Origin of the sequence: Methanobrevibacter gottschalkii DSM 11977 (assembly GCF_003814835.1) — an archaeon.
Lineage (GTDB): Archaea > Methanobacteriota > Methanobacteria > Methanobacteriales > Methanobacteriaceae > Methanocatella > Methanocatella gottschalkii.
In genome coordinates, this window is the sequence record NZ_RKRG01000001.1 from 548,851 (window position 1) to 566,600 (window position 17,750).

The window sequence follows — 17,750 nt, forward strand, 5'->3', positions numbered from 1 at the left end:
ATTATGTTTAAGAGGATATAAAAAAACTAAGAATAATCTATTTTTGATTTAATTAATTTATAAATCTCCAAATTACATATATGATGATATTAACTTGCAAATAATAAAATAAACTATGCCCCATCATGACAATTATAGACAATGCCCAGACATACTCCAAAATCTAATATTTGCAATAAATTATCACCTGTTGATTGTATAAATAAAATTAAAAGTGTAATAACTGAAAAAAGAAGCATTGGGCACGGTAATGTTTATGGAATTTCTGGAGACAATCAAGAGATTACACAAATAAACGAAGCGATAAAGTTGGATAAAGGTTTTCAGTTTGTATTGAACTGTGAATCTGAAGCTCATTTATCCCAATTGGAGGATTTGATTAAAAAGGAATTAACTTCTAATGAGTATATATGTGGAGATGCTTCCCGGTGCAGAGTTTTCTGTTGAAAATGTAATGGGAATCCATGAACTGATATTTAAGGAAGTTGTAACCCAAAAAAGAGATTGTGGAACAGCTATGGTTGGGTCTTCAATATATCATCAGGGTGCTGAATCCCAGTGCATAGAATATGTTGCTTCGGCAAATATCAGGTTTGATTGCAACATATCTAATGTTAATGTATTGATAAATGAGATAGTATCAGATTTTGCAGATAAAGGTTATGGCGTAAGTGTTGAGTTTATCTAAAAATTAATTTCCTTGTTGGAAATGATAGAATTGGATTTACTAAGAAGAGGTTATGGAATTTCTCGAAAAAAATAACTGCATATCCAAATGAAGCTATTCATGATGACTGTGTAGTTACATTCACTGGATGGTATGGGTAACAGCGTTTATTGTCTTTTTTTAAAAATTTTTCTGTGTTTTTTCATAAATTAACTGTTTGAAAATATTTATTAAGGATGATTACATGTTAAAATAAGAATTCGTTACAAGGTGTGATTTTTCATGGTTTTTAATATTGATGATATTAAAAAAAGAGTTATTCCAATTGTAATAAAGTATGGTATTAATACTTTTAGCCTTTTTGGATCTTATGCTCGAGGTGATGCTAATGAAAATAGTGATTTGGATTTTGTAATGGATAAATGTGATTTAAAAGGATTACAATATGTTTCTTTAGTCCAAGATTTGGAAAAGGAATTTAACTGTCATGTTGATGTTATCAGTAAAGGAAGTTCAAATAAAAAAATTTCTTGAAGTGGTACGTAATGAGGAGGTTCTTTTATATGAACGAGAAAGATAATCGATGGGCTGAAACTATAATTGGATATTGTAATCGTATTGACGATTACTTGAATCGTTTTGATGATGATAAAGAGATTTACATGTCAGATAGTTTATATAAAGATGCTTGTGCATTAGTTATTATTCCGATTGTGAATTTGCAAATAATTTTCAGATAAATTTCGTGAAGAATATGATGGAATCGCATGGAGTCAGTTAATCGGTTTGGGAAATTTTACTGCTCATAATTATGAAAATATTGTTGATGATATAATTTGGGAAATTATGCATGATGATGTTCCAGAAATCAAGGAGTATTTGAAAAATATTTTGTATGGTGTAAACATTCAAAGTAGATGAATTTCATAAAAGCGAAATTCCTACTGTAAAAAAACTAAAAATCAAAAAAGCTTATAGCATTTTACAGACTCCTTTTTTAAAAGTAAGTCATTTAAAGTTATTTATTATATTGGCATTGAAATTGACATTAACAATAGAATTTTCATATGCAAAATCTAATTTAAATGTTTCGTAAAGTACATATAACGAAACGTTTATAGTTCAAAATTGAAGCTCACTGTTGTAAATTTCATTCCACTGTCTCTGATTTTTTTAGATTTTATTTCAACATCTCCGTATTTCTTTAAGAAAGAATTAATTTCTCTAGAAACAGTGTCGTATTTTTTTCTGTCGTAAACTCTGTAATTTCCCATAAATTTAACGGTTTCATTTTTATTCAGAACATTTATTTTGTCCAATCTGAAAGATTCGTTATTTTTCTCTAAAACAGAGTTTATTTTCTCCACTATCTCTTCTTTGATTTTCTCTTTTTCTTCACTGCTAATCATGAAATCATCTTCTATTTGTTCTTATAATTGTCTTGTTGATAAGTTTGATATTCCACAAGAACGTTATTGCTAGATTAAAAGTTTATTTATACTATGTTATCTTCATTATTTTTATAATTTATGTGGAAAATCATTATTATTAAATTTAATGAATGTTTGTTATGAAAAACATAGGAGATACAGATGAAATTGTCAGAAGTAGCTTTCAGAAGACCGTGAGTTTGAAGTAAGCAGAGCAACATTTTCAAGATTCAAAAAATATCATTCAACCGATATGTTAAAGATTCAATAGCTCTCATTCAAAGACAAATTAAATATAACAACATTCATTAAGATGATATTGGCTTGTTTATTGATGCCCTTCCACAACAGGTCACAGATATCAAAACAGGGTTTGAAAACCTTGACAAGATTGCAAAAATGCAGTAAACATTGAAATGGACTTTGATGGGTAGGATAAGGAAATAATGTATGCCGATGAGAAAAATATAGTAAAATACTTGATTGGGTAAATTAATGTTTTTTGGTTGATTTAACAATTTTATCATCTCCTTCCAGTATTTGATTTATATGTTGTGCATTCTTATTAAATTATTATTTGTATGCTTTATATAGATTGCATTATTATTAAATTACAAGTATTATGATTTCTATAGGGAGCATATTTAAATATTATTTTAAACATATTTTATTTCATATGATATTTTGAAGTGAATTTCATGATTAAACGGGAATTATATTTAAATCAAATTCGTCATCTTTTTGGATCTGATTTTATTAAGGTGATTGTAGGATTGAGAAGATGTGGTAAAACTTCTTTACTAAAGAGCATTATTGGAGAACTTCAGGATAAAGGTGTTAAAAAAGAAAATATTATTTATATTTCCTTTGAGTTGGTTCAATATAAAAATATTTTTAATGCGCATCAATTGGATGAGCTTATTTTAAAATTGGTCGAAGGTCTTGAAGGTAAAATATATCTTCTTTTTGATGAAATTCAACAGGTGGAATTTTGGGAAAAATCAATCAACTCCTATCAGGCTTCATTTGACTGCGATATTTATATAACAGGGTCAAACTCTAAACTGTTGTCAAACGAATTGGCCACACTTCTTTCAGGTCGTTATGTTAAAATCAATTTGTATCCGTTCTCTTTTGCTGAAATTTTACAGTATAAGCAAGAAATTAATGGTTTGAAATTAAATGAAATGAATCTGAAAGAACTATTCAATGAATATTTGTTATTTGGGGGAATGCCTGGGTTGCTTCCGATTAAAGATGAATCAACTAAGATTAATATACTTCATGATATTTATGACTCCATTGTAATTAATGATGTTCTTTCACGATATAAGATTAATGAAATTGATTTATTCATGAGATTTTCTTATTATCTGATGAATTCAACCGGTCAAACATTCTCAAAAACAAGTATAACTAATTATTTGAAAAATGAAAATAAAAAAACTTCTAGAAATACAATATCAAATTTTACAAAATATCTTGAAGATTCGTTGTTCTGTAAAAAAGTAATGCGTCAGGATATTATAGGCAAAAAATTGTTAAAAACTGAAGAGAAATATTATTTGGCAGATCAGGGATTTCATCATGCTTTAGTTGATAATAATAGTGATTGGTTAGGTAGGATATTGGAAAATGTTGTTTATAATGAGTTGATTCGGAGAGGTTATTCTGTAAAAATTGGTAAAATTAAAAATAAAGAAATAGATTTTGTTTGTGAAAAACAGGATAATAAGATTTATGTTCAGGTAGCTTATCTCTTATCAACACCAGAAACAATTGAAAGAGAATTTTCTCCTTTATTTGATGTTCCAGATAAATATAGAGCATATGTTTTAAGTATGGATGAAGTTAACTTATCTGAAGGTGGGATTATTCACGAAAATATCATTGATTTCTTATTGGATTATGAAATTTAAATGGTTTTATAGCTTTTGTACGATGAATATATGAATGGGGTATATTATTAAAAAGCACTAAATAATTGTATTTAGTGCTTATATATAGGTTATTAATGTTTAAATTACCTCAATACTGAGGAAATTTTTTTAACTAAATAATTTTAATTCAATGATCAAATTGCTAAAGTTCAATCATATCTTATAATAAATTATTTATTGGGTGTGTTTCAATTGGTTCTGTGCTTAAATCTTTTGCTGCTTCAGCAATGAACATGTCTGTCTGTGCAATAGCTGGGAAGCATATTGTTGCATTGTCTATTGGGCCGAATAATACGAAATCACCACAGCTCATTACCTGGAGAATGTTGGCTCCAATATCGCATACTGTGAATGCAGTTTTATTGCCGGTCTCATTTTTATAATCTCTTAACCAATCCCATGCTGAAGGAATATTGTGGATACCGGAACCTACAGGATAACCCCATTTTGCTTTTTCTGCAAAAGAAGCTCTACCTGCAACACCTGCACCCTGACCTAATGGGGTAACGGCTGTATCCATCATGAATTTGGTGATGCCGCAATCTTCAGCGACTTCAAGCAAACCTTTTTCATAAGCGCCATCATCACCATTTTCCCACATTGCAATCTTACCTTGCACTGTGGAATTCATAGGGTTGAATCCTAAGATTATTGAAGAATCGATATTTGTTTCTTTTAGAGCATCCATTTCAGATTTGTCTGCGGACATATTGATGGAGTTATAAATTGCTCTTTCAGTTAATCCCACTTCATCCGCATATTGAGCACCCGCTACTCTTGCATCTGCTGAAGTGGAATCTATCAGGAAGGGTATATCACATAAATCACCAACAAATTCTAAATATTTCACAATTGCTTCTTCAGTTTGACCGAATACCTGTGCAATACATGGATTCCCAGTTATATCGGACATGCTAATCATATCATTCAATAATTTTTCAGCGCTTTCATGATCGAAATCACCGGTAAGTTCATCGTTGATTATGTTGTGTCCGCCATAAAAGATTGTACCACATAGAACTGTAGGATATTCTCCCGGTTGACCGCCCATTTTTACACCGGCAAAGTCAAACACATGTTGTTCTTTATCAAATTTGAACATTTTAATTAACCTCTTTAGTTTATTTCGATCTATGGATATGTGTTACATATCTGAAAAAAACATAATGTCATATAACAAATTAACTATTCATAAATAATTAATTATTTCATATCTTAGACCAATTAAATATATAAAAATAACTAATATATAAATATATGGATTTTTAATAAGTATTTTGTAATATTAACATATCTAATCCTATTTTTTATAAAATAAATGGAAAATAATCATTTTCAATTATAATGAATATTAATTAAAGTTGAAATGAAACAAACTTAAAAATATCTAATTCTCTGATTTCTGGTATTGAAAATGAAAAAAAATAAAATAATAAGAATTAATCATTATAAATTGAAAAAAATACATATTATCATTCAAAAAAAGACATCTGTTTTAAAAATTATCCAAAAATTTATATTTGATGTTTATAAAGTTAATTGGATTAATTTTTCTGCATGTTCGATGATTTTATTTAGATTTAACACTAAATAATCTGATTTCTCATTCGTGGTGTTTTTGATGATTTAAGGATTTTGAAGGTCTTTTTCTTTTTGTTTGATGAATGAATCTGCATATAATTTCCTAAATTGTATTCATCATAATACTCATCAAAAAAAGCCCAAATAATCAGGATGAATGGATTGCTGATAAAAAATATGTTTAATTGAATTAAAAAACAGATATGTAATCTATTTTAATATAAAATATTAATAGTTCTTAAATTGCGTATAAACAGTAATAAATGACTATAGAAAATATAAATGTCATACCATAATAACAATTTTAGACAGTGCCAATTAATTGATAAAAAATAAAAAAGAGTATAATGGATTATAATCTGCTGGAACAGGTGCAACAATACTTACAAAGATGAAATCTTCATTCCCTGTGTTTGTAGCTCCATGGCACAGTCCTTTTGGAGTTACCGCAACCTGTCCTTTTTTAATTGGAATCTCATCACCCAGTTCCGGATAGAATACTCCTTCCCCCTGTATGCAAATCCAGATGTCATCGGAATTGTTGTGGGTGTGGCAAGCTACTTCTTGACCTGGTTTTACACACCATACAGAACCGCTTGTGGAATCTGTTGTGTAAAATACTGTTTTTACTGCTTCTTCACCTTCAATTGCAAACTCTGAAATGTTATATGATCTTTCATCCATAATAACACCTTCTGTTTACATTTATTATCTCCAATAATATAAATATATAATAGGTTTAGGCTCTTTCAAAAATTTGTATGATTTAAATATCTGCAAGTTTTTTATTTAAAACATTTTCTTAATATTTGGAGTTATTTTTATAATTTAAAGCTAATTAATCCGTTATTTTGAAAAATTTAAATGAATAGATTAATCGAAAAATTAGTTATCGCACAAGTTTTTGAAAGAGCCGAAGGGCTTTATATACAAACCTTTATTAATGTTAATAAACATAGTTATTTTTAATATTCATATTAACCTAAGGTTAAATTTTAACTATGGTTCTTGTTTTAATTTGCGCAAATCATTTTAATCCAATCATGAATATTATATCCTAAAAAGAGAGGATATTTTGAGTAGAGGAAAAAGACCAAAGTGGATGATTGAAATAGCTAAGGAAAGAATGGAAATTCTTTTTAATCGTGCTGAGATGGAGTTCATCAACCATCCTGAGCGATCCAATCGATATGTCGAACTGGCATTGAAATTGTCTACCAAATACAATACTAAAATTCCTGAAAAATGGGGTAGAAGATATTGTAGGAATTGTAAAAGTTTCCTCTCACCTGGTCGCAATTGCACCGTCCGGCTAGTTAACTCTGAAGTTAACATTTTTTGTGGTGAATGTGATCATGTAATGAAAATTCCATATCATAAGGAAAAAAAGAATAAAAGGAGAGCAAAATATGAGTCAATCAAAAAAAGAAATGATGAATAGAGCTCTTTCCGCTATGACAATTAATATTGGTAAGAATGGCATTAATGAAAATGTTATTGATGAAATTAAACGCCAACTCGATTCTAATGAAATTGTCAAACTTAAATTTGCAAAAAATATCGCTAGAGATAAAGATAAATTCATAGATGATATTGTCTCTCAAACAAGAGCTAAGCTTATTGATGTTAGAGGACATGTCGCTGTAATTTATAAAAAAAAGCCTTAAACATTATAAATTTAGAGTTACGGGCCCTATTTTTTAGGTCTTAAATTTACAGTGGATTAAGCTACAATTATTTAATAAAATATTGGAGAATTAATATGACTACTGTATTTGATGTACCTGCAGATTTATTAATTAAAAAAGTCGCAGATGAATTTAAAAATAATGATAAGATCAATTCCCCTGCATGGTCCAATTTTGTTAAAACTGGTGTTCACAAGGAAAGAAAACCAGAAAACGTAGATTGGTGGTATGTAAGGACTGCTTCCATTATCAGAAGAGTGTATATGGATGGTCCTGTGGGTGTTATGAGTTTAAGAACTTTCTACGGTGGTAAAAAAGACCGTGGTGTACGTCCTGAAGTATTTAGAAAAGGTAGTGGGTCTATTGTTAGAACCTCATTACATCAATTGGAAGATGCAGGACTTGTTGAAAAAGTTGAAGGTGGAAGAGTTGTTACTCCAGCAGGAAGATCATTCTTGGATAAACTTTCTGCTGAAATCATTAAAGATGTTCCTGGTCTTGAAAAATACTAATTATATTTTGGAGAGTTTGATATGAGCGATTTAGATGAAATTCGTCAAAAAAGAATGGCTGAATTACAAGCTCAACAAGCTGCTATGCAGAATCAAGCACAACAACAAGCTATGGCTCAAGCACAACAGCAAGAAGCACAAGCAAAATTTGAATCTCAGAAAAAACAAATTATTGCTCAAATTATGACTTCTGAAGCTCGTAATAGGTTGTCTAATCTTAAATTAACTAAACCTGAACTTGTTAATCAAATTGAACTTCAATTGATTCAATCAGCTCAGTCTGGAAGTTTAAGAGGAAAAGTGACTGATGAACAGCTTAAAGTTCTTTTAAGACAAATTGCTGGTCAAAAAAGAGAGATTAAAATTACAAGGAAATAATATTGATGAAAGCTGGTGTATTATATAGTGGTGGAAAGGATTCGTCTTTTGTAGCAGTAATGCTTAAAAGATTAGGTCTTGACGTAGAACTATGCACTGCAAACTTTGGTGTTTACGATTCATACATTCCAGCAAGCAAATCTGCCGAAGCGTTAGGTTTCAAGCACAATGTCCTGAAAATGGATTATGGCATTTTGGATGATACTTGTGACATGATTATGAATGACGGATTTCCGAATGATGGAATCAAGTTTATTCATGCTAGAACTGTTGAAAAGCTTGCAGATGATTTTGATATTATTGCAGATGGGACAAGAAGAGATGATAGGACTCCAAAATTGAATATCAATCAAATCAAAAGTCTTGAAGACAGGAAAAATGTTCAATATATTAACCTTGACAGTTTCGGACACAAGTCTGTTAAACTAATAACTTCAAGTCTGTTTGAAATTTCACACGAAAGATCAAATAAGGACAACAGTTCCGATTTTGAAGTTGAAATAAGGACTTTGATTGATGAGAAAGGAGGAAACTCATTAGATATATTCCCAGAACATTATCAAACTCGTGTTATAGGATATAAAAAATAATTATTATATGTATTACAGGTGAGAAAATGAGTAGAAATAAACCATTAGCTAAAAAATTAAGAATGGCAAAAGCAAACAAACAAAATAGGAGAATTCCAATCTGGGCTTATGCTAAAACTAACCGTAAACTTAGATACAGACCAAAACCTAGACATTGGAGAAGAAACAGTCTTAAATTATAATGAGGGGTTATTATGGAAAGAGTTTACACAATTCCACTTAGAAATGTTAAAGAAATTAAAAGAACTATCAGAGCTCCTAGAGCTATTAGAGAAGTTAAAAATTTCTTAACTAAACACATGAAAGCTGAAGAAGTCAAAATTGATGAATCTATCAATCATGCTATTTGGAAAAGAGGTATCCAAAAAATACCTTCTAAAATTACTGTAAAAGCAGTTAAAGATGATGATGGTGTTGTAACAGCTACTTTAGCAGAATAGCTTTGTTCACTACCATACTATTGAGTAACGTGAGGTAACAATATGTTAAAAAGAGTAGATATCGTTGGAAATCCAAATATTGGTGTATTTATTCTGGCAACTGATGAGTATGCTATTGTTCCTTATAATCTTTTAGATGAAAAAGCCGATATTATTAAGGAAACATTGGATGTTGATGTTGTTAAATCCTCAATTTCTGGATGTAGTCTTATCGGATCTTTAGCTGTAGCTAATTCAAACGGAATGGTTGTTTCACCACATGTTTTAGATAGGGAAATTAAACAGTTTGAAGATTTAGGTATTAATGTAGCTACTGTTCCCGGTCAATATACTGCATTAGGCAATATCATTGCAGCAAATGATAAGGGAGCTCTTGCAAGTCCATTTTTATCTGAAAAAGCAATTAACATTATCGAAGAAACTTTGGATGTAAATGTTGAATCCACTTCTATGGTTGGAAGTGACATTATTGGATCCATGATTCAAGTTACAAATAAAGGATTTTTAATAAGTTCTAATGCTGTTAAATCTGAAATTAGTTTTGCTCAAGAAGTATTTGGTGTAGAAGGGGATATTGGTACTGTTGGAAAAGGTATTTCTTTAGTGGGTGCTTGTTCCATTGCTAATTCAAAAGGAGCAATTGTTGCTAAAGATAGTACTGGTCCTGAAATGGCTAGAGTTGAAGAAGCATTAGGCTTTTTAGATGATGATTTTTAATTAATATATCTTGAGGGATTTTATATGATAACAAAAATTTACAGAGTTAAAGGTACTTTTGTAATGGGTGATGAATATCATAAATTTACTAAAGAATTCAAAGCTACTTGTGAAGCGGATATCGAAGAAAAAATATACGAACGTTTCGGAAGTAAACACAGAATTAACAGGAACCAAATTTCTATTTCAGAAATCGTAGAAATTGCTCCTGAAGATGTTGTTGACCCTATTGTAAAAGACATTTTATAGACACTTTGAAGGTGTTAATATGGAAGATCAGCAAAAACTAAACAGTCTTCTTAACGAAATTAATGTATACAGACAACAAGCTGATTTAATTCAACAACAAATTGAATTAATCAGAACTTCTATGGCTGAAGTGGATGCATTATTCTCTGCTTTGGATGATATCGAAGGTAAAGAATCTGTCGAAGCTTTTGTACCTGTTGGTGCTGGTTCATTCGTTAAAGGAGAACTTAAAAGTACTGATGAAATTATTGTAAGTATTGGAGCAGGACTTGCTGTTAAAAAAGATGCTGATGGCGCTCGTGAAATTTTAAACGGGCAAAAAAAAGACTTAACTGATAGCTTAGACAAAATGTTAGCTAACTTGCAGCAATGCACAGACATTGTAGGCAGTCTTCAGGCTCAAGCTGAACAAATTGCAGCAGCGGCTCAAGGAAAAATGACCCAAATGGGATAATTTTTCCACTTATTTTTTTTATTTATATTTAACAAATTTTAATTGCTTGTTTTTTTAATTTAACTTTTATTTTACATTACTAGAAACTTAAGATTTTTTGATGAAATTTTTTTATTGGGTGTTGATCTATTTAGAAAGCTTCATAAAATTCGTAAATCATTAAAAGAGAACATGGGCACTGAAATTTCACATCAAAGTATAGGAAACATCATTTTTAATGTCAGTATTAATGAAATAAAAAGCCATGAAAAGTTGGACATTTTTCATGATTATTATATTTGATAGTCTTTGGGTTAAAGAATGGAAAATTGGATCTGCCTTTTGGTTTTATTCGACTTAAAATTAAATACTATAGTAACCAAATTAGTTGATTCAGAGACAATAAACAACATATACAACTTTTTAAACCAATCACTACATAATCAAGAGAAAAAATAAATTGATAATTCCTGAATTCAAAAAACTTATATATTACATCACTGACTCAAAAATAGTATTAATGTTTAATAAAATCGAAATTGATTCTTAAAAAATTTCTAAAAATACATTAAACAATTATTCAAAACAAAAAATGAATTTTAAAAATATTTAACCCAAAGCTAAAATATTAGGATAAAAAACACATTTTCCTAAAAACCACCTAAAGTTTTTGAAAGTACCAAAAACAGTAATATAAAATGTATTTTTAGGAGATCTTATCATACACAAGGATTTCACTCAAAAACCACCATACAACAAATATCAGAGAACTAAAAAATTCAAATGAATATTTATTTTTAATCAATTTATATTTAATTTAGTATAATTTAATTTTTTTCCATTTTATTTAAATAGTAATTAAAATAGATATATATTCATTAGTGTTTGGGTGGTTATAAATTGAAAAAAATATTGATATTTCTATTAATATTGATTTTTGCATTATCAATTAATATAACATTTGCAAGTAATACTACTAATAGTTCAGATATTTACATAAGTAATGAGGGTAGTGATTTTTGTGGAGACGGGTCTATTGATAATCCCTATCAAACTCTTAACTACACAATTGGGAAAGTCTCAAACAATTCAAATATTTATTTAAAAAGCGGAACATATAATTCTACAGGTTATGATATTGTAAATAAATCAATTTCTATTAATGGTATTGGTGATGTTACTATTGATGGATTAAATGGATTTATTTCACAAAGTATTTTTAAAATTAACTCTAATGCATCATTATTTTTAAACAATATTAAATTTAAAAATGGATATTGTGATTTAGACAATGAAACTCCTTCTTGTATTATAAATCAAGGACGATTGTTTATTACAAATTCCACATTTGATAATTTTAAAACAAGCGTTGGAGTAATTACTAATGAAAATTATTTATGCATCAGCAATGTCAAAACAAGTAATTTGTCTAATTCTCAGTTATTTTCAGCTCCATATAAATATAACATTCCTATTCAATTTATTTACAATATATGGTGTTGTGATATTTATAATTCATCTATTGGCGCATCGTATAATAATAAAAACATGACTCTAACAAATTCATTTATAGAGCGATTTGTTTCAAATAAGGATTATTCAAATCAAACTTCTTATGCTTACTTTAATAATTCAAATGTTCATTTAATAACAGCTAATGATTGTGACATGTTAATTTTTAATAATACTTATATTAATTGTTATTTTGATGTTGATGATACAACTCATACAATTGAATATTCAAATTTAATTTGGGATAATGTAACACTCTCAAAATATAATGATTTATTTTATTTTTCTTTAAAAATTGGTTATTCTAATTTAACAGCTATTTCATCATATTTTTTAACTTCTATTTTATTTTTATCTTCTAATGCAACAATTTCATATTCATGTATTTTATCTAATATTATTACTGCTGTCGTTTCTAATGTAAATGTTAATTATAATTGGTGGGGGGATAATAAAGGACCTAATGTAATGAATGGTGAGTTTTCAAAAATCACTTCAAATTATTGGGTAGTAATGATGGCGGATTATGATGATTCTTTAGTTAAAATAGATTTAAGTAAATATACAAATGGCTTAGATGTATGGAATTTAAATAATCCCTCTAAATTAAGAACTCGTTTAGTTAAATTAAGAACAGAAACTGGTAATTTAACAAAAACTTCAGGTTATTTGGAAAATGCTACTTTTTACTCTGAATTAAATGGAAATAACATTAATACTATGCTTTATGCGATGGTTGATAATCAAGTTTTAAGAATTGTTGTTGGTGAGGGTAATTCTGATTATGATTTATATATTTCAGATACTGAAGGTAATGATTATTTTTGTGATGGATCTTTAGAGAATCCATATAAAACACTTAAAAAAGTTGTTTCAAAAGCCATTAGTGGAAATAAAATTTATATATTGCCGGGATATTATACTTTAAGTTGGAATGCCAATATTAAAATATTAAAAAATTTAACATTTATTGGTATTGGAAATGCAACATTATCAAGATCAAATGCTCGAAATATTTTTATTGTTCAAGAAAAAGGTGTGTTGAATATCGAAAATCTCACATTTACACAAGCTACTTCTGGATATCACAACTACTATGATCCAATAATTCATGTAATTGATGGTGATGTAAATCTTAAGAATTCTAACTTTTATAACATTACAACTTATGGGGTTGTTTTTTCAGATAAATCTGAACATGTGACTGTTAATAACTTAACTCTTCTAAATGTTGAAGGTCCTGTTGTAGTGGGTAATTCTACTAAGGTTTCAATTTATAATTCTAAATTTTTCAATGGAAGTGAAGCATCCTTTTATGATTCATATTATTCATTTTTAATCCCAGTTTGTTCTAACTTGTCTGTTGTAAATTGTACTGTTGATGGATATAAAGGTGGTTTAATTAAACTAAATCCTAGATATGAACAAATAGCTGCAAGGTCATATATTTATAATTCAACATTTTTAAGAAATTATCAGTATAATTATGTTTATGCTCCTATGGTTTCAACATATTCATATAATTACATGACAGGATTTTCAATAATTGAAAACTGCACGTTTTGTAATAACATTGGGAATTTAGTTTTTAGTAATATAATAAATAATTGTACATTTGTAAGCAATAAAAGGATTCGTTATGAGGAAACTAACATACATTACAATGTAAATTATCCAAAAGCTCTAATTTATGCAAAAATAATTATTAATTCTAATTTTAATAATAATTCTTTCATCTCTAAAAATTATGAAGACATGGTCATTCATGGCGATGAAGTTTATTATTCAACCTTTATAAATAATTCTGCAGCATTTGGAGGTGCATTATCTGGTTCAAAAGAGATACATTATTCAATATTTATAAATAATTCTGCAGCATTTGGAGGTAATGATGTATTTGTTTATAATGGGGATTTAAATTGTTCTAGCAACTGGTGGGGGTCAAATCAAAAGCCAGATTCATCTAGGGTTTTTGTTTTCATCGGAACATTGGTATTGGATGATTGGGTTATATTGACTATGGATTATAAGAATGATAGGGTTATTGCATATCTGGATAATTTATTAGACAATAATGGAAACAGTTATCCTTTAAATCATGTTTTACCATCTAGGGCTGTTATTTTTTCAACTGAAGGTGGAGAATTAACTCCATCTAATACTTTTTTGGTTAATAATAAAGCTTCAACTTTTTTAATTAGATTAACTTCTAGCGATTTTAATGTATTTGCTCAAGTCGATAATCAAATTACAAGTTTGACTGTTTATAATAACACTACTCAAATATTAATGAGTAATGTTGTAATATATGGGAAAGATGTATTGTATAATTTGTCTTTGATAAATATTAATGGACATAAAATTTCAAATCAGGATTTAAATGTTATAATTACTCACAAAAATTCAATTATTGATTCATTTATTGTCACCACAGATAAAAGTGGGGATGCATCATTTAGTGTAGATTACGCAATCGGTATTTATCAGGTTAATGTTGTATATTTAGGAAATGGTTATTTTGAAGAATGTAACTCTTCAGCTACTATAAATGTATCTTCTATTAAAACTAAACTTCAATCTTATAACCAAACATATTCAGGTAAAAATAATAAATTTTATGCAATATTGGTCGATTATCATGGAAGATATTTGTTAAATAGGGATTTAATTTTAAGAATATTTGATTTAAATGATAATTTAGTTAACACAGTTGATGTTAAAACAGGTGTTGGTGGAAGAGCAGACGTGTTATTATCTTTAGATGTGGGAAATTATAAAATGAAATGGGATTATCTGGGAAATGAATGGTATGAAAAGAGCACTTGTATATCATTTGTTACAATAAGACCTATTGAAACTAATATCATACTTCCAAACACAACATTATATGGAAAAGGAAATGATTATGAGTTCACATTTAAAGATATGTATGGAAATTTAATTTCTAATGAAATGATTACCTTTAAAATATCAAAAGAAAATGAATCTAGTAAATTTAGTCTTATAACCAAGAAAGGAATTGCATCAATAAATATTAATCTACTTCCAGGAAAATATGATTTAGAAGCGGTGTATGCAGGTGATAAAGTCTATGGTTCTTCATTTGCTTCTGCAATTTTATATGTTGAACCAATTTTTGTAACAATGAATCACAATTCTTATCAATCCCTACCTAAAAATGGTGTTTTCACTGTTATTTTAAAAGATATGTATGGAACTAAAGTAAGCGGTGAAAATCTATCTCTTGAATTAATTAACAAAGATATTCATAAAGTTTATGAGGCTGTAAGTGATGCTAGTGGTCAAGCAAATTTCAAATTAGATGCTCCTGAAGGAGTTTATTTTGCGTTAATTAATTATGGAGGTAATATTTGGTATGGTTCTTCAGTTAGTGCTGTGACTATTGAAATAAATTCTAATGTGCCTATTAATCCAGTTTATATTAATGGTTCTAATTTAGTACAATATTACGGTGAAGATAAATATTATTTAATAAAGTTTAATGATACAAATGCATATTCATTAGAAGGAAAACTTGTAAATGTTTTAATCAACTCTGAAGATTGGTCTAACTCATATACTCTTGAAAGCAATGTCTTTGGTGAAGCTAGAATTCAAATAGCTTTGGAACCTGGAACTTATAATATTACTTATAATTATAAAAATGAATATTATGGTTTATTTGCTCAAAATTCAAGTACTATATTTGTTTATAAAATGCCTACAAGCTTAATAGCATCAAACATGATTTTAAAGAAAGGCGATTCAAAAAATTTAGAAGTTAAACTTGTAAATAAAAATGGAGATCCAATTGCTAACCTCCCAGTAATTATTAAGATAGATGATAATGAGTATAATATAACTACTAATCAAAAAGGAATTGCTAAATTACTTCTTAATTTAGATTTGGGCACACATAATGTTACATATTCATTTAATAATAAAAATTACATATCTTCAAAAGGTAATGTAACTATTTTAGTTGTTAATGACTCGAAAAAAACAACAACACTTGTAGGTAATGATGTTTATACTCGTGAAGATCAAACAATAAATTATACTGTTTTATTATCTGATTTATTGGATAATCCAATTTCATCTTCTGAAATTGTTTTAAAAATTATTAATTCAGATGATATTAATATAAAAACATATAAAGGATATACAGATGTAAATGGTGTTGCTACATTTAAGTTTAATTTAAAATTTGGTAACTATTTTGTTAATGCTTATTATAATGGAAATAGTGTAAATTTACCTAGTTTCACTACTAATAATCTCTACATTAAAGTTTTAGAAAATTACACAGAGACAATATTATTTGGAAATGATATTGAAATTCATAATGGTGGAGATGATTACTATTCAGTTGTTTTATCTACTGTTGATGGTGAATTTATTAAAAATCAAATAATCGAATTTATAATTAAAAATAATTCTTATTTTACAAATACAGACGAAAATGGGATAGCATATTTAAAAATACCATTTTCTCCAGGTTCTTATGAAGTATTAACTAAATTTCATGGTTGCGATAATTTAACCAGTTCATCAATTCACAATTATATTTCAATTTATGGAGATTTATTTAATTTTTACTCAAAAGATGTTGTTAAAGCATATAACAATGGTACACATTATTATGTTGCATTATATGATACAAACAATGAACCTTTGTCCAATAAAACAATTAATTTCTATGTAAATAATCAGACATATCAGGATGTTACAAATGCTGATGGTTTTGTTTGTTTTGAAGTATGGTTAAATCCAGGAAAATATATCATTAATGCAACTTTTAAAGGCGAATATCCTGATGAATTTACAAGTGTTGTAAATAACATCACAGTCTTACCAACAATTATGGGGGAAAACTTAGATGTTTATTATAATGAAAATACAGTATTTTCACTATTTTTATTAGATTATAATTGTAAACCATTAGAAAATACAGAAGTAGTAATAACAATTGGTGGAGCTAAATATTCTACGATATCTACTTTTGGTTCAGCAAGTTGGAAATTAAAATTAAATGCAGGGGTATATAATGTTATTTGTAAGAATCCTATAACAACAGAAAAAATAACTCGTAAAATTAATATTAAATCCACAATAATATCTAAAAATTTGGTAAAATATTATAAAGGGTCTTCTAAATTTTCAGTAACATTTAAAGATCGCTTCGGTAATTTTTCTCGAAATTCTAAAGTTAAATTTATTATTAATAAAAAAACGTATGTTAAAACCACAAATTCTAGAGGTATTGTGTCATTAAATATTAATTTAAAACCAGGAAAATACACAATTAAAACTTATAATTTAAAGACTGGTGAAATTAAAACAAATAAAATAACAATCAAAACATTAATAATTTCAAAAAATAAGAAAGTAAAAGCTGGTAAAAAAATTAATTATAATGTTAAAGTATTCAATTCTAAAGGTAAGATTGCTAAAAAAGCAACAATTAAATTTAAAATCAAAGGAATAACTTACAAAATTAAAACAAATAAAAAAGGCATTGCAAAGTTAAATATAGTTCTTAAAAAAGGAAAATATACACTTAAAACATCTTATTTTGGGTTAAGTGTTAAAAATAAAATAACTGTTAAATGA

The 17,750-nt window shown here is 27.9% G+C and carries 19 protein-coding genes and 1 pseudogene; 17 read left to right on the forward strand and 3 right to left on the reverse strand.

The window, feature by feature from the left end:
* The first annotated feature begins 141 nt into the window (after positions 1-141).
* The 5 genes and pseudogenes from EDC42_RS02770 to EDC42_RS02785 all read left to right on the forward strand — a co-directional run.
* Positions 142-447, forward strand: a complete 306-nt coding sequence (locus EDC42_RS02770; protein WP_069574280.1) for a hypothetical protein — start codon at positions 142-144, stop codon at positions 445-447.
* The gene (locus EDC42_RS02775) at positions 419-688 is read left to right on the forward strand and encodes a hypothetical protein (RefSeq protein WP_069574278.1); all 270 of its coding nucleotides are present in this window, start codon (positions 419-421) and stop codon (positions 686-688) included. The genes EDC42_RS02770 and EDC42_RS02775 overlap by 29 nt, the downstream gene beginning before the upstream one ends.
* Positions 689-949: 261 nt before the next feature.
* Entirely contained in the window at positions 950-1,201 is a 252-nt protein-coding gene (locus tag EDC42_RS02780; RefSeq protein WP_083234835.1) for a nucleotidyltransferase family protein, read from the forward strand.
* A 29-nt stretch (positions 1,202-1,230) separates the two neighbouring features.
* Complete coding sequence (locus EDC42_RS09415) at positions 1,231-1,407, forward strand: hypothetical protein (RefSeq protein ID WP_158005576.1); 177 nt, start codon at positions 1,231-1,233, stop codon at positions 1,405-1,407.
* Between the two features lie 10 nt (positions 1,408-1,417).
* A pseudogene (locus EDC42_RS02785) lies at positions 1,418-1,588 on the forward strand (HepT-like ribonuclease domain-containing protein); the annotation flags it as partial.
* Between the two features lie 194 nt (positions 1,589-1,782).
* Here EDC42_RS02785 and EDC42_RS02790 read toward each other — a convergent pair.
* Complete coding sequence (locus tag EDC42_RS02790; RefSeq protein WP_069574277.1) at positions 1,783-2,076, reverse strand: hypothetical protein; 294 nt, start codon at positions 2,074-2,076, stop codon at positions 1,783-1,785.
* 719 nt (positions 2,077-2,795) lie between these two features.
* Between EDC42_RS02790 and EDC42_RS02795 the strand changes: the two genes are divergently transcribed.
* The gene (locus EDC42_RS02795) at positions 2,796-4,016 is read left to right on the forward strand and encodes an ATP-binding protein (RefSeq protein WP_069574275.1); all 1,221 of its coding nucleotides are present in this window, start codon (positions 2,796-2,798) and stop codon (positions 4,014-4,016) included.
* Between the two features lie 181 nt (positions 4,017-4,197).
* Here the strand turns inward: EDC42_RS02795 and mtrH are convergent, their stop codons facing one another.
* Entirely contained in the window at positions 4,198-5,139 is a 942-nt protein-coding gene (gene mtrH, locus EDC42_RS02800) for a tetrahydromethanopterin S-methyltransferase subunit H (protein WP_069574270.1), read from the reverse strand.
* Between the two features lie 797 nt (positions 5,140-5,936).
* On the reverse strand, positions 5,937-6,302 hold the full coding sequence (locus EDC42_RS02805) for a cupin domain-containing protein (RefSeq protein ID WP_123833378.1): 366 nt from the start codon (positions 6,300-6,302) through the stop codon (positions 5,937-5,939).
* A 391-nt stretch (positions 6,303-6,693) separates the two neighbouring features.
* Between EDC42_RS02805 and EDC42_RS02810 the strand changes: the two genes are divergently transcribed.
* The 11 genes from EDC42_RS02810 to EDC42_RS02860 all read left to right on the forward strand — a co-directional run bounded on the left by EDC42_RS02810 (position 6,694) and on the right by EDC42_RS02860 (position 17,750).
* Entirely contained in the window at positions 6,694-7,059 is a 366-nt protein-coding gene (locus tag EDC42_RS02810; RefSeq protein WP_069574250.1) for a ribonuclease P protein component 4, read from the forward strand.
* Complete coding sequence (locus EDC42_RS02815; protein WP_069574245.1) at positions 7,028-7,285, forward strand: YhbY family RNA-binding protein; 258 nt, start codon at positions 7,028-7,030, stop codon at positions 7,283-7,285. Before EDC42_RS02810 ends, EDC42_RS02815 begins: the two co-directional genes overlap by 32 nt.
* 95 nt (positions 7,286-7,380) lie before the next feature.
* Positions 7,381-7,818 (forward strand): 30S ribosomal protein S19e, encoded by a 438-nt coding sequence (locus EDC42_RS02820; RefSeq protein WP_069574239.1) that lies wholly within the window; start codon positions 7,381-7,383, stop codon positions 7,816-7,818.
* A 21-nt stretch (positions 7,819-7,839) separates the two neighbouring features.
* Complete coding sequence (locus EDC42_RS02825) at positions 7,840-8,196, forward strand: DNA-binding protein (RefSeq protein ID WP_069574236.1); 357 nt, start codon at positions 7,840-7,842, stop codon at positions 8,194-8,196.
* Positions 8,197-8,201: 5 nt separating this feature from the next.
* On the forward strand, positions 8,202-8,786 hold the full coding sequence (locus tag EDC42_RS02830; protein WP_069574231.1) for a DUF7411 family protein: 585 nt from the start codon (positions 8,202-8,204) through the stop codon (positions 8,784-8,786).
* 26 nt (positions 8,787-8,812) lie between these two features.
* Entirely contained in the window at positions 8,813-8,968 is a 156-nt protein-coding gene (locus EDC42_RS02835; RefSeq protein WP_004032463.1) for a 50S ribosomal protein L39e, read from the forward strand.
* A gap of 12 nt (positions 8,969-8,980) precedes the next feature.
* On the forward strand, positions 8,981-9,226 hold the full coding sequence (locus EDC42_RS02840) for a 50S ribosomal protein L31e (RefSeq protein WP_069574228.1): 246 nt from the start codon (positions 8,981-8,983) through the stop codon (positions 9,224-9,226).
* Positions 9,227-9,268: 42 nt separating this feature from the next.
* Positions 9,269-9,943 carry a translation initiation factor IF-6 gene (locus EDC42_RS02845; RefSeq protein ID WP_069574222.1) on the forward strand — a complete coding sequence of 225 codons (675 nt, stop codon included), beginning with the start codon at positions 9,269-9,271 and terminating at the stop codon, positions 9,941-9,943.
* A 24-nt stretch (positions 9,944-9,967) separates the two neighbouring features.
* Positions 9,968-10,192, forward strand: a complete 225-nt coding sequence (gene rpl18a / locus EDC42_RS02850) for a 50S ribosomal protein L18Ae (protein ID WP_069574215.1) — start codon at positions 9,968-9,970, stop codon at positions 10,190-10,192.
* Positions 10,193-10,211: 19 nt separating this feature from the next.
* Positions 10,212-10,646, forward strand: a complete 435-nt coding sequence (pfdA, locus tag EDC42_RS02855; RefSeq protein ID WP_069574210.1) for a prefoldin subunit alpha — start codon at positions 10,212-10,214, stop codon at positions 10,644-10,646.
* Between the two features lie 879 nt (positions 10,647-11,525).
* Positions 11,526-17,750 carry a hypothetical protein gene (locus EDC42_RS02860; protein ID WP_069574204.1) on the forward strand — a complete coding sequence of 2,075 codons (6,225 nt, stop codon included), beginning with the start codon at positions 11,526-11,528 and terminating at the stop codon, positions 17,748-17,750.